General features: G+C 41.4%; 23 protein-coding genes and 1 pseudogene. 2 read left to right on the top strand and 22 right to left on the bottom strand.

Features of this window, described 5'->3' with window-relative positions; all coding sequences use genetic code 11:
* Positions 1 to 44: 44 nt before the first annotated feature.
* Positions 45 to 479, top strand: a complete 435-nt coding sequence (locus tag KP77_RS02305) for a hypothetical protein (RefSeq protein WP_041121100.1) — start codon at positions 45 to 47, stop codon at positions 477 to 479.
* Positions 480 to 557: 78 nt separating this feature from the next.
* Here the strand turns inward: KP77_RS02305 and KP77_RS02300 are convergent, their stop codons facing one another.
* From KP77_RS02300 to KP77_RS02260, 11 genes are all read right to left on the bottom strand, one after another.
* Entirely contained in the window at positions 558 to 788 is a 231-nt protein-coding gene (locus KP77_RS02300) for a hypothetical protein (RefSeq protein ID WP_041121099.1), read from the bottom strand.
* A 114-nt stretch (positions 789 to 902) separates the two neighbouring features.
* A complete protein-coding gene (locus tag KP77_RS02295) occupies positions 903 to 1,433 on the bottom strand; it encodes a glycosyl-4,4'-diaponeurosporenoate acyltransferase CrtO family protein (protein WP_052473916.1) in 531 nt (176 codons plus the stop codon).
* Complete coding sequence (locus KP77_RS18040) at positions 1,430 to 1,582, bottom strand: hypothetical protein (protein ID WP_160289490.1); 153 nt, start codon at positions 1,580 to 1,582, stop codon at positions 1,430 to 1,432. Before KP77_RS18040 ends, KP77_RS02295 begins: the two co-directional genes overlap by 4 nt.
* Positions 1,583 to 1,695: 113 nt before the next feature.
* Positions 1,696 to 2,565: a phosphotransferase family protein gene (locus KP77_RS02290; RefSeq protein WP_041121098.1), complete on the bottom strand. Its 870-nt coding sequence runs from the start codon at positions 2,563 to 2,565 to the stop codon at positions 1,696 to 1,698.
* Positions 2,566 to 2,616: 51 nt separating this feature from the next.
* The gene (locus tag KP77_RS02285; protein ID WP_041121097.1) at positions 2,617 to 3,063 is read right to left on the bottom strand and encodes a hypothetical protein; all 447 of its coding nucleotides are present in this window, start codon (positions 3,061 to 3,063) and stop codon (positions 2,617 to 2,619) included.
* Between the two features lie 20 nt (positions 3,064 to 3,083).
* Positions 3,084 to 3,245 (bottom strand): DUF6440 family protein, encoded by a 162-nt coding sequence (locus KP77_RS18290; protein ID WP_200889042.1) that lies wholly within the window; start codon positions 3,243 to 3,245, stop codon positions 3,084 to 3,086.
* Between the two features lie 218 nt (positions 3,246 to 3,463).
* Positions 3,464 to 4,123 (bottom strand): FusB/FusC family EF-G-binding protein, encoded by a 660-nt coding sequence (locus KP77_RS02280; RefSeq protein WP_041121096.1) that lies wholly within the window; start codon positions 4,121 to 4,123, stop codon positions 3,464 to 3,466.
* Positions 4,124 to 4,469: 346 nt separating this feature from the next.
* Complete coding sequence (locus KP77_RS02275) at positions 4,470 to 5,801, bottom strand: alkaline phosphatase (RefSeq protein ID WP_041121095.1); 1,332 nt, start codon at positions 5,799 to 5,801, stop codon at positions 4,470 to 4,472.
* A gap of 159 nt (positions 5,802 to 5,960) precedes the next feature.
* Entirely contained in the window at positions 5,961 to 6,980 is a 1,020-nt protein-coding gene (locus tag KP77_RS02270) for a DUF1835 domain-containing protein (RefSeq protein WP_041121094.1), read from the bottom strand.
* 71 nt (positions 6,981 to 7,051) lie between these two features.
* On the bottom strand, positions 7,052 to 7,768 hold the full coding sequence (locus tag KP77_RS02265) for a class I SAM-dependent methyltransferase (RefSeq protein WP_041121093.1): 717 nt from the start codon (positions 7,766 to 7,768) through the stop codon (positions 7,052 to 7,054).
* A 189-nt stretch (positions 7,769 to 7,957) separates the two neighbouring features.
* Entirely contained in the window at positions 7,958 to 9,580 is a 1,623-nt protein-coding gene (locus KP77_RS02260) for a sensor domain-containing diguanylate cyclase (RefSeq protein WP_041121092.1), read from the bottom strand.
* Between the two features lie 463 nt (positions 9,581 to 10,043).
* Here KP77_RS02260 and KP77_RS02255 point away from each other — a divergent pair.
* Positions 10,044 to 11,151 (top strand): annotated as a pseudogene (locus tag KP77_RS02255) (DNA alkylation repair protein).
* Between the two features lie 198 nt (positions 11,152 to 11,349).
* Here KP77_RS02255 and KP77_RS02250 read toward each other — a convergent pair.
* The 11 genes from KP77_RS02250 to KP77_RS02205 form a co-directional block, all read right to left on the bottom strand.
* Positions 11,350 to 11,754, bottom strand: a complete 405-nt coding sequence (locus KP77_RS02250) for an HIT family protein (RefSeq protein ID WP_041121091.1) — start codon at positions 11,752 to 11,754, stop codon at positions 11,350 to 11,352.
* Between the two features lie 40 nt (positions 11,755 to 11,794).
* A complete protein-coding gene (locus KP77_RS02245) occupies positions 11,795 to 12,577 on the bottom strand; it encodes an aminoglycoside adenylyltransferase domain-containing protein (protein WP_152614645.1) in 783 nt (260 codons plus the stop codon).
* Positions 12,578 to 12,898: 321 nt separating this feature from the next.
* On the bottom strand, positions 12,899 to 13,756 hold the full coding sequence (locus KP77_RS17460) for a DUF7662 domain-containing protein (protein ID WP_052473913.1): 858 nt from the start codon (positions 13,754 to 13,756) through the stop codon (positions 12,899 to 12,901).
* A 200-nt stretch (positions 13,757 to 13,956) separates the two neighbouring features.
* The gene (locus KP77_RS17935; protein ID WP_268747441.1) at positions 13,957 to 14,568 is read right to left on the bottom strand and encodes an IS30 family transposase; all 612 of its coding nucleotides are present in this window, start codon (positions 14,566 to 14,568) and stop codon (positions 13,957 to 13,959) included.
* A 27-nt stretch (positions 14,569 to 14,595) separates the two neighbouring features.
* Positions 14,596 to 14,883, bottom strand: a complete 288-nt coding sequence (locus tag KP77_RS17760) for a helix-turn-helix domain-containing protein (protein ID WP_084218556.1) — start codon at positions 14,881 to 14,883, stop codon at positions 14,596 to 14,598.
* Positions 14,884 to 15,062: 179 nt separating this feature from the next.
* A complete protein-coding gene (gene recO, locus KP77_RS02230) occupies positions 15,063 to 15,833 on the bottom strand; it encodes a DNA repair protein RecO (RefSeq protein WP_041121090.1) in 771 nt (256 codons plus the stop codon).
* Positions 15,834 to 15,857: 24 nt separating this feature from the next.
* The gene (era, locus tag KP77_RS02225) at positions 15,858 to 16,763 is read right to left on the bottom strand and encodes a GTPase Era (RefSeq protein ID WP_041121089.1); all 906 of its coding nucleotides are present in this window, start codon (positions 16,761 to 16,763) and stop codon (positions 15,858 to 15,860) included.
* Positions 16,753 to 17,154 carry a cytidine deaminase gene (locus KP77_RS02220; protein ID WP_041121088.1) on the bottom strand — a complete coding sequence of 134 codons (402 nt, stop codon included), beginning with the start codon at positions 17,152 to 17,154 and terminating at the stop codon, positions 16,753 to 16,755. The genes era and KP77_RS02220 overlap by 11 nt, the downstream gene beginning before the upstream one ends.
* Before the next feature lie 134 nt (positions 17,155 to 17,288).
* Positions 17,289 to 17,654 carry a diacylglycerol kinase family protein gene (locus KP77_RS02215; RefSeq protein ID WP_041121087.1) on the bottom strand — a complete coding sequence of 122 codons (366 nt, stop codon included), beginning with the start codon at positions 17,652 to 17,654 and terminating at the stop codon, positions 17,289 to 17,291.
* Entirely contained in the window at positions 17,654 to 18,130 is a 477-nt protein-coding gene (ybeY, locus tag KP77_RS02210) for an rRNA maturation RNase YbeY (protein WP_041121086.1), read from the bottom strand. Before ybeY ends, KP77_RS02215 begins: the two co-directional genes overlap by 1 nt.
* The gene (locus tag KP77_RS02205) at positions 18,127 to 20,274 is read right to left on the bottom strand and encodes an HD family phosphohydrolase (RefSeq protein ID WP_041121085.1); all 2,148 of its coding nucleotides are present in this window, start codon (positions 20,272 to 20,274) and stop codon (positions 18,127 to 18,129) included. Before KP77_RS02205 ends, ybeY begins: the two co-directional genes overlap by 4 nt.
* Positions 20,275 to 20,383 lie beyond the last annotated feature (109 nt).

The following is a 20,383-nucleotide window of genomic DNA, read 5'->3' as shown; positions in this document are numbered from 1 at the left end:
AAAGATTGAATACGAATGTCTTGTCTAAAAAGGGAGATAATTAGATGGAAACCTTGCATGCCTGGCAACCCATTACATCGATGAAAGGTCGTAATCTTGCAGATTTGGGATTTTTTGAAGTGATACCTCACTTTGAATACTTAAAAATTAAATTTGATGATGTAAAAGGGAACAAATTTGAAGTGATATATGATCAGACCATTTCTCCAGTAGAGTATTATGTGTGGTCATACAGATTCTCAACCGAATACGGTAGATTTGATTTAATCAGCAAGCAAATTGACCTGTCAGGTGTGGTTGATGAAGATTCCTTGTACTTTTACAAGGTGTCCAATTCTGAATACATCAAGTGGTTTGATCAAAACCCTCTGATCAACAGTCACACCAATCCTAAATTGGAACATCACCTTTATATGAATGATAGTCAGGTCTTTGAGGTTTTATCGGATTACGAACCAAAATTTTTGAAAATCACATAATCTCGTATGATTAAAAACAGGGACGTATACCTCGAATCATTCTGTCTAATGATTCGAGGTATACGTCCCTGTACATTTTTATGCCGACTTAATCATTTTCTGCGATAAGAAGTAAGCGATCGTTGCGATCAATAAGATTGCCAGAAAGTGAATCGCCGGAGAACCGCCAAGCGCGACTTCCCCGCCTGTACTTATGCTGCTCATTGATAGATCAGGAACATAGAGAGCTGTTAAAACCAGTCCTGATATGATTTGATAGCTTATGTATAAGACAGCTAAGCTTAAAATAAAGACTGCATACTTCTTCATATGTTACACCCCCTATTTACTGTATACGGGCTCTTAAGTAAAATGTTTCGTTTTGCTTCCCCTGTGGAAATCAAATAACACCCTGCATTACATACTCTTAAAAGTTCAATTCACCTATACTTTATAAACCGACCGATTCAATTCACGACTCGTATCAGATAACTTTTGATTCTGATATTCCATCCTTGATTTCAACCTGAGCAGCCGGGGCCTATTGTACCTTTGAATCAGACAGAATGGTATTTGGATTAACAAGTTAATGATAGAACAAATTAAGGCCATAACCACATAATCAACCGGGTTGACCAGCACACAGGCGAACCCCGCTACAGCCATACCCAGATGACCAACTTCCGAGTACTTTGTTTCTAAAATAAATTGATCAACATATTTCAAACTAAGTTCCTTATCGAGGTTTTTCTTTTCAAAGTTCCACACTTTCCCCCATTCAGGAAGACGGTCTTTCCATTTATTCAAACGAATGATCTTATACAACTTTTTCTCAAACGGGTATTTCTTAAAGAACCACTGATTTTTTGTGTATAAAGATTTTGGAATGAGTCTGACTAAGTAAGCCACTCCAAAGCAGCACACTAACCAAAATGAAGTATTGATGACTACCATCCATAATGTAAACCAAGTCATTGACCCATCACCCAACATAATTCATTTATGTATGTTTCCCCGTCTATATGCAACCTGACATCAGACAAGGTTTTTGCATCTTTCTCATCTGCAGATCTTGTGATGTAACGCAAATCATAAACTTGATATTCTTTCTGTTTGATGATCAAGTCATTTCCTCCCTGGACACCTGATTTCTCACTATGTTTTTTCATTAAATAACAAAGATTTAATTATTTTAAAATAACTTCTAATGCTCTACTTCACGCCATAAACAGGTTATTTACACATTCATTTCAGCCTTTAACAGAGAAAGATTCTGCTCATAAAAAGATCTATTCTTCTCAATCCCGCGTCGCTGGCACCATCCAATACTGTTAAAAGCATCAGTGAAACGATAAAAGTTCAGCACGCGATCCAGATCGATCAGCGGACGGATGCTGCGATAACCATCCTGATACGCTTGATAGAGTGAGGGATCCAGACTCAAAAAATCCCGGTGAATTTTTGAAAAATCCATTTCTGTCGCACCAAAGCGGACACTTTCAAAGTCAATAGAACCGATGATCTGGTCATTCTTAACTAAAATATTTGCCGGACGAAAATCCATATGGATAAAAGCAGGTCCATCCGGGGCAGGAAGCTCTTTTTTCATGTCCATATATTTTTGAATCGATCGCTCATATAAGGACGGTTCAATCACTTTGATCGTATCTTCTGCAAAACCGTAAAACATCCGGTCCACAAACTCAGACCAGTTTGGAAATTCATTATCAATATGTAAAAGGTCCATCCCCGGGGGCGGCTGAATGGCGTGCAGTGACGCATGATACACACCTATTTCATACGCAAGAGCAGTGGAAATCTTCGGAGTGAGAGGCTTACCCTTCAGCTCTGACAATAGCAGCGCTCCGACCGTCTCATCGTCCCCCTCCCAAACATCAAGCAGACGTGGAACCGAAATTCGCCCTTCAAGAATGCTATAAGCCTTTATTTCTCTATGAAACTTTAATTCATTGAACGGAATCTTAATGTAGACAGTTTCTCCATTTGTGAGAAGAACTTTGTAAACCGTTGAACTGTGCGAGTCGGCTACGTCACTGATTGACTGAGTGGACAGGCCGAAATGTTTGATGATGCTAGTTAAAGTCATATGTAATAAGTCCTTTCATTGGAGGCTGGGACAGACCCCAACTTCCACATTTTACATCCAATTCACACCCCGTAAGCTCTGAATCAAAGCCATATAGAGAATCATGATGATACTAAGTCCGATGAACAGTCCGATCATCACTCTATAGCGGTCTGTTTTTCGAAAAGCCATGATCAGTATGAACAACACAGCTGCTGTGACAGCGTAAAACACAAAAAACATGGCATATATCGTGAATGGTCCTACATACAAACTAAAGACGATCAGCTGCAGCAAAAAGGCCGCGATGGCTCCTGCTGCCCACTTTAACGACCCTTTCGCCGCTGCAGTATTCCAAAGTGCAAAGATCATTAGCACAGCAACAAGTGCGTAATAGCTCCATTCGAACATCCAGAAAAGACTCTCTGCATCAACAGCGAACCTATACCCCATGATAAACAGCGGAACCAGCAGGAGCATCAGCCATGCATTTGTTTGAATTCTTTTTGCTTCAGTCATATATCGATTCCCCCTCTACGTCACTCCGGCTTCTCTACGATCACTTCCCCATTCTCGTCCAGCAGAAGCGTTAACCCTCCGCTCTGTCCCATCCATGTATTCATATAGTGCACACCCGTTTTTTTATCAACTAATATAGTAATTCTTCCGTAATCAGGTATGCTTTGGTAGGACTTCACCATGAAACGATCCTCTTCCTGACGGTGGTTACCACGAAAAATTATTCTTCAACACCTCTTTGTATTTCGTTATCAGTTTATTCCTAATATTACCTGTAATACTGTCTGTCTACAAGCTGTCCAAATGAAAATTGGCTGGCATGAGTCCGGTTCACTACCGTCTTCATACCAGCCAATCGGCTACTCTCTATCTTTTCGCGGTATCAACTCTGACCGCCTGCTTACTGAAAAAGATAACCCAGAAAATCTTCTAGCTTTTGTATATCTGTCATATTTTCATTGCACGCCTGACTATCTTTACAAATATAGTTGCCTCTACTAGTGTAAGTCTCTTTTCCGCTTTTAACCTTTGTCATGAATAAAGCAACTTCACCCAGGTGGTTACAAATACTGCAAATGCCTTTGTTATTGCTGTTGGCAAAGTGGCCTGAAATGCCCTTTAACTTCCCCTGATATTCTACGATCAAATACTGTTTATGGGCCCGCGTATCAAACCATCCAAGGTAAGATAACCGCTGAAAGTCCAGGGTATCCAGATCCGGCATCTGAAGCTTTTTCGCTTTCGGAAATAACTTCTCTACTTTTTTCTTAGACAATGTCTGAAACGGGATCACATAATCATGTTTCAACTCACCCAGAAAAGTCCGTGCTTCAGATTCGCTTTCCAGTTCAGTTATACGGTTCAAAAGCGTTTCCTGCTCCTCTGTCAGATCAGGAATCATCTCCCTGACTTTTGCCATCGAATGAAGCCTGACTCCGTCCCGGGTATCCTTGTGATTCACAGTGTTTTGAGTGTGAATAATAAAGTAGACCTGTCGTGCAATATAATTATATTGGTCATTTCGAATAAACATCTGTTCCGTTTTTTTAGCTGTATCCATTTCTATCCGCTCCTTATCTTTTAACATCATTAGATAAGTGCAAAGCCTGAATAGAAAGATACATTGATTGGCGATTAATATACAACCCTTAACCCCACGCAAAGTATCGCCTACTTATTCAGGCTTTGCATGAGTCGGTGCCAATTCTGACGCCTGCATATTTCTTGCGGTTGTCATCAGGTATCACCTCCGAATAGTTATAGAATATACATAAAAAAACATTCGTGCAATACCCCGTAGCAGGCTGGGACAGACCCCAACTTCGCTGCACTGATATATAAAAACGGTGGTTATGCTCTATTTCAGCGCATAACCACCGTTCTGTTAATCTATCGCACTTCACTTTTTAAAACTCAATCTTCATCGCTTCACCCATCAGTTTCGGCAGGTCAGTGTTGTCTAGCAGGCCTGAGAATTTATGTGCCTGCGCACCGTAAGCATATACTGGTACATCTGTTCCAGTGTGTGCTGATGTTGTCCAGCCGACAAGCGCCCGATCACTGATGATGCTGTTGATCGCAGTGGCAGCGTTGTCCGCCTCTGTAATCAATGCAGCTTCTTCTTCCGTCAATTCAATGTTTGCATATTCTTTCAATACATCAGCAGCATTCGAACGATCTTCGTTCAGCGCTGCAGCCATTGTGTCCCCGGTTGCTTTCACACCGTGAAGGACGTCAATATTCAGATCATACTCTCCGTTTGAACCAACAGACATACCGCCTGTTTCGTGGTCTCCCGCGACAACGACGAGTGTGTTTTTATCTTTCTTAGCGTACTCGATGGCTGCTGCTACCGCTTCATCAAATGCCTTTGTATCGTTCATTGCCCATGCGGCATCATGAGCGTGCCCTGCCCAGTCAATCTGGGATCCTTCAACCATCAGGAAGAAGCCATCTTTGTCCTGCTCAAGTGAAGTGATTGCTGCATCAGTCATGTCAGCAAGACTTGGCTGATCTGTGTCGCCGCGCTCAAGCTCCGGTGCCATCGCATCATTTGCGAAAAGTCCGAGCAGCTTGCCGTTTTTAGCAGAAGCAAGCTCTTCTGCATTGGTTACATACTCATAGCCATCTGATTCAGCTGAGTCAATCAGGTTCAGCTCGGGCTGTTTTCCTCCTTCTGATACAGGAAGGAAATAATCACGCCCTCCACCAAGAATGACATCTACTCCATTTTCGAAGTACTGAGGAGCAATTAACGCCTGATCTCCACGGGACTCAACGCTTGATCCGAAAACTGCCGGTGTCGCGTGTGTGATGGTTGAAGTAGCCACAAGCCCTGTAGATTCCCCCGCTTCTTCAGCCGCGTCCAGGATTGAATCCACCTGCTCTCCATCCGGTGTTACACCAACCATTCCATTATTTGTTTTCACACCAGTCGCCATCGCAGTACCCGCTGCAGCCGAATCCGTTACCTCCGTATCTGCTGAATACGTCTGCATCAGCCCTTTTACATAAGGGTCAAATGAAGATTCTTCCCCTTTGAACCAGCGGTAATTCGTCGCATAAGAGGCATTGTAACCATCCGGAATCATATAAATCACATTATGTACTTTTCCATTTCCCTGACCTGCCCAATCCGGCTTACCAGACGCCGTCGATTCTCCGTCCTGCATGCCAATCGCTATCCCCGATAAAACAAGTCCTCCCGAAAGCGCAAGTAAAGCTGTTCTCTTCAACATATCCCTGTCTCCTTTCAAAATAGCTTACGGTTAGAAGATTAACAGGGGATTGTAAAGAGACCATGACAGAATTGTAAATGCTGATAAAAATGGAACTAATATACTTATAATTAGTAGAATATGTAATATAAACAGGAAAATTATTTGGAAATCAATTTTTTATAGAGTCTTGTCTTCTTTCTTTTTCACACTGTAATGCCTCATACTTTTTGGAATTCCTTTAATTTCAAAGACACCACTGTATAAAAGAGTTCTAACCCTATATTCTAAAAACATATCACTGATAACATCATCAATTTGCACCATGGCCTCTCCAACAAGTCTGGCTACTCTAACAAATCCGTCATCCTGATCATTTGTCACATCCGCAGCAGTTAGAATAAAAGAATCATAATAACCCTCATTCACAAAATGAATTTGTTGATCCTTCCATATCCTTAATGTCCCATCCATGCTTGAGAGCGACTCCCATTCCTGTTCATAGCACCTTCTCTCAAAAGTTGTTAAAGGTTGCAAAGCTTTTTCAAGATAAATCTTTTTTAGCTTTTCAGGTTCGATTCCACCGGTATGAGAGTAAAACTCCTGAACTGTTTCAGTAGGATACAGTTCCTGAAAAGCGCTAATAGAATTGATGAGAAAGATGGCGTTTTCCTTTTCCCTGATCAAATAAAGAAAAAAGCGAATACCCGTCTGTTCATCCGCATTTTCTCCACTCCATACAATAATCGGTATATCCTCCGGGATCGCTGCAATTTCTTTTAAAGCATTGGCAAACCTCTTTTCATATTCTTTTTCGAAATAATCATCCTGCCCATTCATATGGTTCCTCAACCACTCAACACGCTGCTTCTGACCGCTATCCTGGTCAAGATGACTGATTGGGCCTTCTGCAAAGAAATCAGGAAAACCAATGACTTTCTGATTACGATCAAGCCCAACCTTCAGAGAACCGGCCGGAGATTCACCACAAACAAGATGAACCGCTTGATACGGTCTTTCTAAGTGACGACTTCCCGCCGAGCGAAGAACTTGCTGTTGCCAGCGATATAACTCCTGAATCATCTTCTCTTTTTCTTCTACCCCTTGAATCGTCTGGATGCGAACCACCGTCTGCAAAAGTATACGCTTTGCATCCTCCTCAGATAATCGTTCAATTAAATCTTTTAAATCATCCATCATTAATCCCCCCGGTAAATTAAAATGATTTTATCATACGAATATCCTGCATGATTCAGGAGGTTCGTCTCAATTTAAACTGTCTTTCTCGAACTCCCTTTAATGATCAGAAAATGAGGACTGGTCATGAGGTAATGATACGACTTTTCCTTCACTTCCTTCATCTTTTCCTGCGGCTGGGGTTCAATTAGCTGATCAAGGTTGAAGAATTGAGTGGTTTCATTCAGGATGCTTTGCATCGGTCTTCTGTAATAGCTGACATCAATCGTGATCGTCGGCTTTTTCCAGGTTTCTGATAAGGAATGAGTGTTAAAGTAATCCTCACAATTGTGCCTGGTGTAGTCCATGAATGGGTGATGTACTGAAAACAACAAGGTTCCGCCAGCTTTTAGCACACGGTTGAATTCCTGAAATGTGTAAGTCCAATCCTTTAGATAATGAAGCGTAAGTGAGCTGACAATGACGTCAAAAGCATCATCATCAAACGGGAGTGCTTCCTGCAGATCATGACAAAGAATCGTCGCGTTTTCACCTACACGCTGCTTCGCTGCTTTCACCATTTCAGGACTTACATCTATACCAGTCACTTCAGCTCCGTACTGCAATAATTCAGAGGCATACCATCCAGCCGAGCAGCCGGCATCAAGCACTTTTTTTCCTTTTAAATGAGGAGGCAGCGCTGCCATCATAGCTGGGCGCTCATAATAAGCGTTGTAAGGACTACCCTCATCAATATCGTGTTGATATGTATGAGCCAGCTGATTGTATATATCTCTTGTATAATGTTTCATTTAATCCCCTTCTTCAGATCAGTCTGCTTTCTTTACCAATGGACACGCTCATTTCATCTCTACCGTTATAGCAGGTACTTTTCCTTCGCGTGTTAATCACTCGTTTCTAAATCTTACTTATGCAATCTGCTTATATTGTCAGAGTTCCTCATTTTTCTGCAGGTCGGGAACGATGCTTTATGACTGATTCTAGGCTCCATAAAAGTGAACATGATTCTTTCCCTGCTTCTTCACTTGATATAAAGAGTCATCTGCCCTCTTGATTGTTTCTTCTATGCTGACAGCGCTTGATTCTGTCCAGAAAGCCGCTCCAATACTGCAACTGACAGAGGCAGATTGGCCATTCAGCCAGTAGGGTTCGCTGATTGCTGAAAGCATGGTTTCCCCCATCCTTTTTCCTTTGGCAGCCATTTCTTCTATTGGGTAATGCAGCACGACGATGAATTCATCGCCGCCTACCCTTGCGATCATTTCTTCCTCTCCTACACTCTCTTTCAGCCTGGCTGCTACTTGAACGAGTAATTGATCACCGGCAAGATGCCCTAATGTATCATTGACTGCTTTGAACCCATCCAGATCAATATAAAAAATAATCGCTCTATCGTAAGCTTGCGTGTATTTGTGTAAAAACAATTCCAGCGCATATCGATTGGACAATCCTGTCAGTTCATCCTTGTGCGCAACTTCCTCCATTTCTTCCAAAGCCGATTCTGTTTTGGTCAGATTGGCGATCAGCTTTCTTAAGGAATCTGATAAGGACTCAAGCTCGGAAATCCCTTTATAGTGTGGAATCTGGACACGTTCTCCAAATCTAAGCCTGTCAGCTGCTGTTGCCAGATTTTTAAGAGGAGAAGCGATTTTTCCAGCAAGAAACCAGCCGAGAACTGCAAAAAGCAATACGAATATGATGCCGGCTATAACGAAGAAAAATAGCATTTCTTTGATAGGTGTAAAAGCAACTTCTATGGGTTGTCTGACTAAAATGGTCCACTCCATACCCGGATACTCATTGTAACCATCTTCAAGCATATAGCCGGTTACATAGTCACCGCCATCCGGCCAGGTTTCAGTTACCCAACCGTGCTGGCTGGTTTGTGCCAAATCAATACTTTCCAGCTGCAGCGTTTGTCCAATCATCTCATCAGGGCCTAATATAATGGCGTTATCCGCTTTACTGACGATAAAGAATTCAATGCTGTCACGGTTTTTAACAGCGTCAAGCATAGCTGCCTCTACTTCTTTCACCCATTCCCAGCTTAAGTGGGTAGCCAAGACCCCAATAAACTGATCGTTGTAATCATAAATAGGGGTACTGATATCAACGAATTTCATTGCTTCTCCTGTCGGGTTCGGCAACAGATCGGCGAGAAGGACTGCTTCATGAACATCCCCGATAAACGGTTTTTCCAATGCTTCCTGATAGACGGGACGAGCGGAAATATCGGCGCCCTTCAGTATCGAATCAGTAGCTGCCAATACTGTGCCATCCTGGTCTGTAAAGCCGATCCAGGAGAAAGAAGGGATCGTTGACTGCAATTGATTCAGCAGATCTTCGATTTCATCGGCACTATCCGGCTGTCTGATAGTAGGCAAGCCGCTTAATAAGATGGTTTCTCCATACCTCGACCACATATACTGATTCAGGTTATTCTCCATCATATAAGCTGTATCGCTTAGTGAATGTCCAATTTCATTTTCCATTTGATTAATGGAACGCTGGCCATACACGATACTGAAAATAAGGATTAATAGAATGGTGGTCATAGCAAATATAATGGCCAGGCGTGCTTGAAGACTTAAAGAAACATTCATGGTTTTCCTCCGAAACTCTTTATGTCAAACGTAGTGATTAGATTAAATTCTCCAAAAGCTGCTGAAAGGGAATTCTAAAGTAAAATGTATTCCCGACTTGATTCGTTAAACAGACCATTCCAGTTGCTCCGATTCAATAAACAAAATCTCGCAGCGAATTTACTCTTCATTTATTTATCGTGCCAGAAAGAGCGTACTTTAATAAGTTTGTATATTTTATCTGAGAGTAACTTGCATGACGGACATATTTGTCGTGGTGCAGTCCTCAGGATCATCAACAACTCATGAGGCTCAGAGGCTGATATCCACCGCTTAAAAATCTGCTGGTTCATGATGCTTAGGTGGACTGTATCAATACGATGAAATGCGTAGGGGTTTGTATGATGACTATGTTTTAAACTATCATCTATCACACTGTTGTGAGGTTATATCTTTTATAATGGATTCAGGGAGATGATGAAAAATGGCCGCACAATTAAAAGATATTTATACGAAAGATTTTTTATTGGATTTCAGTAAAAAAAGTACAATCGGTATACCCTGCTTTTCATCAAGCAGACTTTATCGATTCGATTATGGATGAAACATGGGACAACCTGGCACTCAAGGGTCGTACCAGACGGATTTCAACGCAGCTTGGCGTGTTTTTGCCAGATAAATATGAAGATGCTTTAGACATCATGTTTCAAATCGCGGATGATTGCGCAGGGTTTCCCTACCTTTTCTTCCCGGATTTTGTTGCCGTCTACGGACAGGCAGAAGAACATTGGGACCTTTCTATGAGCGCACTTGAAAACTTCACGCAGAAATCATCTTCTGAGTTTGCCATCAGACCGTTTTTACTGCGTGACCCTGATAAAGTCATGAATCAAATGGCATTATGGGCAAAGCACCCCAATGAGCACGTTCGCCGATTGGCCAGCGAAGGCTGCCGCCCCCGTCTTCCATGGGGTGAGGCACTGCCCGTATTCAAGAAGGACCCGGCACCGGTTTTGTCTGTTTTAGAGATACTGAAAGAAGATGCTTCGTTATATGTACGCAAAAGTATCGCTAACAATCTGAATGACATCTCAAAGGATCATCCTGACCTCGTGCTTGAAACCGCACGCCGGTGGGCAGGTAAAAATCCCGATACAGACTGGATTATCAGACATGGCTGCCGGACATTAATCAAACACGCCAATCCTGAAACGATGGCATTATTCGGTTATGCAATGGAAGCCGCGCTCACCACCCGTGCTTACATATCAGCACAGCCTGACTTGTTAACAATCGGTGAGAAATCCGAGTTCCATTATCAAGTAACGATCCGTCAGGGTGAACCCGTCTATCTTCGGATCGAATATGCGATCGACTTTATCAAAGCCAAAGGAAAGACAAGCCGCAAGTCATTCCTCCTGTCGAATAAAACAGTATCCGGCGGTGCACACCTCACAGGAACGCGGACACATAACTGGTCAGATATGACGACTCGCCGCCACTATCCGGGCGAGCATCGCATTGTGCTTTTGGTTAACGGACAGGAGGTTGCTCATACTGTGGTGAGTCTGCGGCAATCAGCGGATGAATAAGGTTTTAATAGATGTGATCTGTCACTCAGGATGTAAGAAGAACCCATTTTGGATAAAGTTTGATCAAAATGGGTTCTTCTCTTTTACTTTAAAGCTATGATTTGATTAAAATATGCAAAGTCCTCGCCATCTCAGGAAAATGGACGCATCTCACCTTCAGATTCTTGATGAGGCGCATTACTCGAGACTGATGTAGAATCAAGCTTTCTTCCTTCTATTATTCTCCTGCTTCAACCAATATCTAATACCCTTGCCCGCCAAAGGCTCATCATCATATCTCGGAATCACATGAAGATGACTGTGGGAAATTTCCTGATTTGATACCTTCCCTACATTCCACCCCAATGTATAACCATCCGGAGAATACGTTTCATCTAAAAACCGTTTCGCCTCATGCAGGATCTCATAAGTATCCTTCCATTCCTCAGGCGTTAACTCGAACGCATCCTTATGATGATTCTTGGGAACAATCAGTCCGCTTCCCTCCAACACGCCCTGATGTTGATTATGCTGCAGAAAATAGCAGGTTGAGTTCTCCAGTACAATATTTTGCTCGCTATCCTGGTCCGGATTACATAACGGACAGTTTTGATCGTAAGCCATTCTTTCACATCCTAAATTTGATATGTATACTGATAAGCGTTCACTCTAAAATCTGTTCCCTCATATATTCTCTAAACGCAATTAATTCACCTTGATCAAACGTCCTAAAATTTCCAGTATTTTTATAACACAACAGTGCTTTTACAACAGTCTCTCTTTCCCCACCACTAAGCCCTGACACACCCCACTCGCCAGCCTCCTGCTTCGAAGAAATCACACCACTTTGTATGTACCAGTAAACTCTAAGTATATTCAGGATGCAGTAAACGGGGTCCTCTTCAATCTGCTCAAAGCAATCCCGGACGTCATTCATAATAGACGACAGATAATCATCAGCCGGAACCTCAGGGAACACCTGATGAATCGGCCTGCCGTATAGACAAAGCCCCCGATGATTCAAAATCGTAATGTGCGCTGCAAGGTCCGGATCATGACTCACACGATCATTCAAATACTCATCCGTCCCCTCCGACAAATCCTGCTCATACCGCTCACTCCAAAACTCACTATAATGAAAATCGAATGGACACGGATGACTCCAGCTCTTTAATTGACCAGTATTCAAAAAACTGATTTCAATAGGAAAAGAAGAACGATTGGACTGCATCAAAAAGAACCCTGCCAGCTCCCTCTTTGTCTCCAAACTGATCGGCTCTTCCGTCACTACCAGCAGATCAACATCACTGTGGTTCGGGTTGAAGCCACCCATGGCGATTGAACCGTGGATGTAGATGCCGGTTAGGTTGTTTTGGAGGATGTTTGAGATTTTGTTTTGCAGGGTTGATAAAAGGGGTTTGATGGCGTTTCTGTTTAGTTGGTTCATTATATACTCACCTAATTTCGTAACACTTGTTAGATTAACAATTACCTTGAAACATGTAAGGTGACGAGGCGTCTAATAAGACTGCCACTCCATCTGGATGTTATGGCATTAAATGGCCATTTGTATCTACGTCCACCCACTGAAAAAAGGGAACGTGAATTACGAATCATTCGTATGTCTAATGATTCACGGTATACGTCCCCACGCATTGAAACCCCGAACGTTTCTGGTTATATAAAAAATTAGAATCGTGTGGAAGTTGTGTTCAATACGGGTACAAAAGTTAATGTTCCCCATGTACTGATCTTTTTACATCTATATTTAAGAATACGAAACAATAAACTGAGAATTTGAAATGGCTTGTGGTAATAAAACAAGATTTACCCCTTTAAGGTATTGGTGATATTTATTCTGTACAATATCAAATGTCTTGGGTTCAGTTACAAAAAAATATTTATAATCAGCCTCGTTATGCTTTAATTTCTCAAAATCCTTTATGAAATTGCTTTTTTGGTTTGAACCGAGATCATTCTCGTTATATGGAAAAGTAGTCTTCAATTCACCAATTATTCGTTTTCCATCACTTGTATTTTCATCAACGTCTAAACCTGGAGAACCTTGTGGCTTTAATGCCATATTTAAAGCAGAAAATGAATGTCTTTGGTTTAGAAACTCCTTTATAAGTAAACAACCCAGGAAGCTCATATCATTATCTATATTACCGATAATTCTTCTAAAACTTTTTATTACCTCGTGTTGTTTGACCAAATTTTCATTGACAAAGTTCGATGGCATGTCCTCTGTAAAAAAGTTCCTAACTTTATCCAACTTTTTAGATAAACTTTCTATATAGTTTATCTCCTCATTTGATAAACATTCCAACTGAATCACTGAGTCTCTCTTCTGTATTTGATTTCCCTCGTTTTCTTCACTTATGAACTTAACATATTCACCAAACTTTACTTCCCCCACTATGTAATTCGCTTCAAGCCAAGTTGAAGCATGAGAATGAGCGTTACGACTGTTTACCCACCAGGCTTTATATTTATATGCAGATTTGGGTAACGGAGCATTGAGTATAATTTCTATTTCATTAAAAGTTAAAGCAACGTGTGATGATGTTGATTTCTTCAAATAGTTTTGTAAGGGCATGTATTTTCCTTCTACTATCCTTGTCACTTCATATCACTCCAATAAAAATTCATTCACAATCTAAACATTTCAAGCTGATTCTTCCGATCTTTTGATAACTGTATTGATGAATTAGCCTAGATAGGAAACAACTCAGCGTAATTCCAAAACTGTTTTGCTACACTTAGTTGTTTGCTCCCTGTCCTGAAAACCATTTCCACAAAATTCATTCTAGTTATATCAACAAATTAAATTGTGTTAAAGATGTGTTTAGGACAGGGAGTTTTTTTAATGCCATTGTGACGTTCATTTGTGCCACGCTCGAAGGAGGCGTACGGGTGAGAGAAGTAAATGGCGATATTTTCCTTTTCGAACGCTGCGAGCTCGCTGAATTCAGCACCATTGTCAGCTGTGATGCTTTTAAAGACAGCTGAACAGTTGTCCTGGTAAGGCGCGAGAAGTGTCCGTACAGCTTCCTGAACAGCTGAAGCACTCTTACTCGAAATCCTAACCAGTAACTCTTTACGAGTTTTCCTTTCAATCAGCGTCAGTAATGCTTCATCTTTAGACTTTTTACCAAGCACCGTATCGATTTCCCAATGCCCAAACTCTTCACGGGAGTCCACGGATTCACATCTTTCTTCGATACTCTTCCCGTGTATCCGCTTGTTTTTCCGTGCAGGTGTTTTCTTTGTCGAGCGTCTCAGTTTCAGCGGCAGATCAATGTTTCTTACTGACAGCTTACACTGATCAATTAGGTTATAGATGGTTTTGGTGGCTGGGATATAGCTGTCTTTAAAAGCCTCGTGTCGTGTTGCGTGACCGACAATCGCATCCGGAGACCACTTGTCCTCAAGTATCTTTTTCTCTGCGTAACGCAGAAAGTGCTAGGCTTTTAGCGTGACAGACTGGGCTCCGCAGTGCCGACGGTTTTCCCGATAGACACGGGCAGCTGTATCCGGAAAATATTTCGCGAACGGTTTTCTGTTTGTATCCAGCTGCACAACTGTTCCCCGTTTTCTCTCACGGGAAATGGTACTGGGGTGACGCCCGGTTCTTTTAGCGATCTGTCTCAAAGAGAGCCCAAGGTTTAGATAAGCAGAGATTTCTCCTCTTTCTGCATCGGACAAATGTTTAAAGGTTTTCTGTTCTGTGCTAGAATTACTTTGAGCCATAGTGATGACCTCCGTGTATTAATTGTTTTAGTCGACATTAATGTTACACGGTCTCACTATGGCTTTTCTATTTTCAGGTGTTGCATTTCATTTTACAATTAACCACTCAGAACTAAATCTTAATGTCATATGATAATTTGTTGACTTAGTTAATAGTCTTCGTACTAAAATTATACTCTTTACTTGTTCTCAGGACCTTCCATTGTACGTTTCATGCGCTCCATCTGATCAAGGAATGATCTGGATTTTGCATAGACGCCGACGTATTCATCGTAATAGGTTCTGATCACTTTTTTTAACTCCTGCTTGGTCTGTTCCTGCAGGGACACTTTTCCAAGGCGGTGAAGATCAATAAAGTAAAACAATCTTAAAATCCTTACTGCCTTTCCTGAGAGTGGCAGTCGATAGTCATCAAGATGCTTACAGCGATGGCACAAAAAACCGTTCATTCTGAAAGAAAATGAAAAATCCCCTTCACCTGCCCCGCAGTTTGCACACTCATTCAATACTGGCTGAACACCGAACAGTGGAAGAAGCTTCAGCTCGAAAATGTAGCAGATTACTTCTTCATCATAGCCCTCATTAATCAGTGCAAAAGACTGCTGGAGTAATTCAAACAGAAAAGGATCCGGTTTTTTATCCTCAACAGCTTTATCAAGAAGTTCTGCCATATATGATGCATAGGCTGCTTTATAAAGATCTTCTTTCATTGTTCTTGAAGAACTGATCATGTCACCCTGCTGCAGAGATCCCATCCCGCTTCCTCCATGATACATGTAGATCCCATGAGTAAACATTTGTGATACTGAAGACAGTCTGCTGTTCGTTTTTTTAGCCCCTCTGGCCATTAAGGCTACTTTTCCGAGCTCTCTTGTATAAAGAATTACAATTTTATTTGTTTCACCGTAATCCCTTGTCCGGATGACAATTCCTTCACACTTATGAAGCATTCGTCAGGTCTCCTTTAGTGCGGCTTAATATTCCTTATCGTTAAACCCGAAGTCTCTTAAGCTGTTCGCTTTATTACGCCAGTCTTTCTGAACTTTTACCCAGAGTTCAAGATACACTTTTGATCCGAGCAGATTTTCGATATCTTCTCTGGCACGCTGACCAATTTCCTTCAGCATTGCGCCTCTTTTACCGATGACGATTCCTTTTTGTGAGTCTCTCTCAACAACAATTGTAGCCATAATATCTATGACTTCTCGGCCTTTTTCTTTTTTAATCTGTTCAATTGAAACAGCAATCGAGTGAGGGATTTCCTCACGCGTCATATGAAGCGCTTTTTCGCGGATCAGTTCTGAAATGATGAATCGTTCCGGGTGGTCAGTCACCTGATCTGCTGGGTAATATTGAGGACCTTCAGGCAGATAACCTTTTATCTGATCAAGCAGTACTTCTACATTGTTCCCTTCAAGTGCAGAGATCGGTACAGTTTCAGTAAATTCAAATTTTGAACGGTACTGATCGATCACCGGCAGAAGTTCATCCGGGTGAACCGTATCAATTTTATTCAGCACAAGAAATACAGGTGTTTTCACGTCTTTCAGCAGTTCCATGATATATTCATCCCCGCGGCCGAATCCTTCATCCACATTTACCATGAATAATATCAGATCCACTTCGCGGAAAGTATTGGTCGCCATTTTGATCATAAAATCGCCAAGCTTATGCTTCGGCTTATGGATACCCGGTGTATCAATGAAAATCATCTGACTGTCATTTGTTGTCAGCACACCCTGAATTTTATTTCTAGTTGTTTGTGGCTTGTCACTCATGATCGCGATCTTCTGGCCAATCACACGATTCAGAAAAGTAGATTTCCCTACATTCGGCCTGCCGACAATTGAGATAAATCCTGATTTATGTTTATTCTCCATTTAGATCCTCCGGCATAAAAGCACCAGGCAATAATTCAGCTACTGTCAATTCCTGAATATCTCCTGAAAGATTTGTTAAGTATACAGTCATATCCTGCGGGCAAAGCTCTGCAATAACCTGTCTGCACGCTCCACACGGAGGAACCGGCCGTTTTGTATCTGCAACCACTGCGATCGCAGTGAATTTACGTTCACCTTCTGCATACGCTTTAAACAGTGCTGTACGCTCTGCACAGTTACACATGCTGTAAGCTGCATTTTCAATATTACATCCGTGATGGATATTTCCATCCTCTGTCAGCAGCGCTGCACCTACTTTAAATTTTGAATATGGCACGTATGCTTTTTCACGTGCTTTTTTAGCTTCCGTAATCAACTGATTAACATTCATTTGTAAACTCCTTTAATAAAAAATATCGTCATCATTTGCGGGTTAAAAAAAGGAGAAGACTCACCGCACCGGTTAAGTATTTCTCCTTACATTCATTATACTATAAATACACCTGCAATTTATAAAAAACTGTCTTACATAAGCGAAAGGATTTTAGGAATAAAAATGATTCCTCCTGCAATAGCCGCTGCACATGAGAAAATAAAAACTGATGCAGCACCGGCATCTTTTGCCTGTTTCGCAAGTGGATGCTGTTCAGGAGAAATAAGATCCACCGTTCTTTCCACCGCAGTATTCATCAGTTCCAGTGCGAGCACACTGCCAATAGTGATGATAATCACCAGCCATTCGAGGTTTGAAATTTGAAAAAACAAACCTGCTGCAATGACCGCAATTCCTGCGAAAGTATGGATTTTAAAGTTTTGCTCTCTGTAAAACACATCTCTTAAACCATGCGCGGCGTATTTAAAAGATAAAGCAAATTTCTTCGGATTCATCATCAGGACCTCAAAAGTCCGAAATCCTTCAGTATCTGATTTTGTCTGCCGAACATTTCAGCTTCTTCCGTTTCATCCATATGATCATAGCCAAGAAGATGCAAAAAACCGTGCAATGCGAGAAAACCTAGCTCTCTTGAAAAAGAATGGTTGTATTCTTCAGCCTGCTCTTTCGCTTTCTCCACTGAAATGATAATGTCTCCAAGCATCCTTGGCATCTCTGCATCACTGATAATCTCAATTTCTTCCTCAGACATTTCCTCAAGAGCAAAAGAGATCACATCAGTCGATTTATCTTTACCGCGATATTGTTTATTGATTTCCTGTATTTCTTCATTGGATACGAACGATATAGAACATTCAGCTTCACCAACATGTTCTTCTTTAGCAGCAAATGAAAGAAGGTCGCTGATTAGCGCTGTATCTTCCTGTGACAGGAGAGATGTTTCGTCAATAAAATCAATATGAAGTGTTGTCATGCTTCCTTCTTCCTCTCTTCTTTCTTAAATTCGGGGTATTCGATTCTTGAATGGAAAATCCCGTTTAACGTTTCACAAAATACTTTTTTCAGGGTTTCGAGTTGTTTTAACGTAATATCACATTCATTGAACTGACCATCCTGCAGTCTGTCCTTAATGATTGAATCGACCAGTTTTTTAATCTTTTCAGAGGTCGGATCTTTCATTGAGCGGACTGCTGCTTCCACGCTGTCTGCAACAGATATAACGGCCGCCTCTTTTGTCCTGGGTTTGGGACCAGCATACCTGTATGATTCTTCATCAGGTTCAAGCCCTTTTTCCTTCGCTTTGAAGTAGAAAAATTTCAACAGGGTTGTACCGTGATGCTGTTCAGCAATATCGATGAATTCAGCCGGCATTTTATGCTTTCTGAGCATGTCGGCTCCATCTTTAGCATGTGAAATAATAATATCACGCGAAGTCTGAGGATCCAAATGGTCGTGCGGATTATATCCGGATATCTGATTTTCAATAAAATAATGTGGTCTTTTGGTTTTGCCGATGTCATGATAATAACAACCGACCCTCGCTAATAGTCCGTTTGCCCCGATCGCTTCACAGCCGGCTTCAGCAAGGTTTGCTACCATTACACTGTGATGATAGGTACCCGGGGCTTCTGTCAGGATTTTTTTCAGTAAAGGATGGTTCGGATTAGAAAGCTCCACTAATTTCATGGTTGATAAAATACCGAAGCCTGATTCAAACAAAGGCAGAAGACCAATTGTTAAAATAGATGACAGCACTCCTGAGATCACAGCAAATACAGCAAAGAGCGTATAGTCCATCGCTGAAAAGCTGCCGCTTTCAATCAATGTTACTGCAAAAAGAAAAATCATATTAGCTGCTGATACAAATAACCCCGCTCTCAGAAGATGAGTACGGCGTCTGTGATCTGACAGGAATAAAATCCCTGCAAGTCCGCTGAAAAGAAAGTAAAGTGAAACGTCCACATTAACTGAGCCGGTCATCATATCATTAAATATGATACTGGCACAAAACGCCTGCAGCATTGCGATAATCAGCGCTACTCTAGTATTAATCATACTTTTCAGAAGCATCGGCGCCATTGCTGCAGGAAAAAGATAACCGACCTGGAGCACTTCAAGCTCCCTGATTAATTCAGCTGCTTTCATTAAACCGAGTGATAGCAGAAAAATAATACTGACAAGGACCAGATACAATCTTTTTGTATCTTCACTGATTTTCCATGTTGAAAAATGAAAATAAAGAATCAGAACAATTAATAATGAAAATAGAGTGAGTCCGATATACGGTTCGAAACTTGTTTCACTCGTCGTCAGTCCTAGAGCTTCGAGCTGTCTGTATACATCCCGATCAATTAAATACCCTTTTTGAACGATTACCTGACCTTCAAGAATCTGGACCGGTTCTACGGACTCTATTGCCTGAGCAACCCTGGCTTCAGTCTGTTCTGGATCATAAATATTATTTTCAACAACAGCAAATCTTGCAAGGTCCATAGCAGCCTCTTTCAGGTCATCACTCATTGAAAATTGAGCGATATATTCAGCAGCTTCTTCCTGTTTTGCTGCAGCTTCTTCCTGCTTAAAAGGATCCTGCATGACTCTTTCAACCTGATCAATCGTTATGCCTTTTGCATCTTCAAGACCTTGATCTGATGCAGCCAGCAGCCTGTTAAAAGTCTCATCATCAATTGAACCGGTTACATCTTCTGACACATCTTCAGATAAGGCATTCTTCAGCTGTTCAAGCATGTCACCTGTTACAGCCTGCCCCGATTGAGGCTCCTCATCCTCAGTTGACACATTATACTCCTGAGCAAATTCAAAAATTGAACTCACTAATGAAGTTCTGTTATTCATGATTTCCGGCCTGTATTGATATACTTCTTCAACCTCAGATGCAGCTCTTTCCATTTCTGCTTCAGAAAGCCTTTCATCTGTTATGGTCTTTGGAGATCTGATGGTTTCATCCGCTACAGAAAACAGTCTTGTATTATATGTGTCTGGACTGACGTGTGAAAAAAGTAGCAGAAATGAAGCAAGCCCCACAATCGACAGAAGCAGCCACTTGAAAAATGTATAGTTCAAAAGATTCTTTATTTTATGGATCCAGTTCTTCATAAAATCCTCTCCTGAAAACCAGTATGTAAGAAAGTGGTGCAACTTAAGTTGGCTGACATATTATTTATTTATAAAAATAAGCCAATAGCATCACTATGTGTACTAGTAT

It is taken from the genome of Jeotgalibacillus alimentarius (assembly GCF_000829445.1).
Classification (GTDB): Bacteria; Bacillota; Bacilli; order Bacillales; family Jeotgalibacillaceae; genus Jeotgalibacillus; species Jeotgalibacillus alimentarius.
Note: the sequence above shows the minus strand (reverse complement) of the source record. Positions and strands in the feature narration are given on the sequence as shown.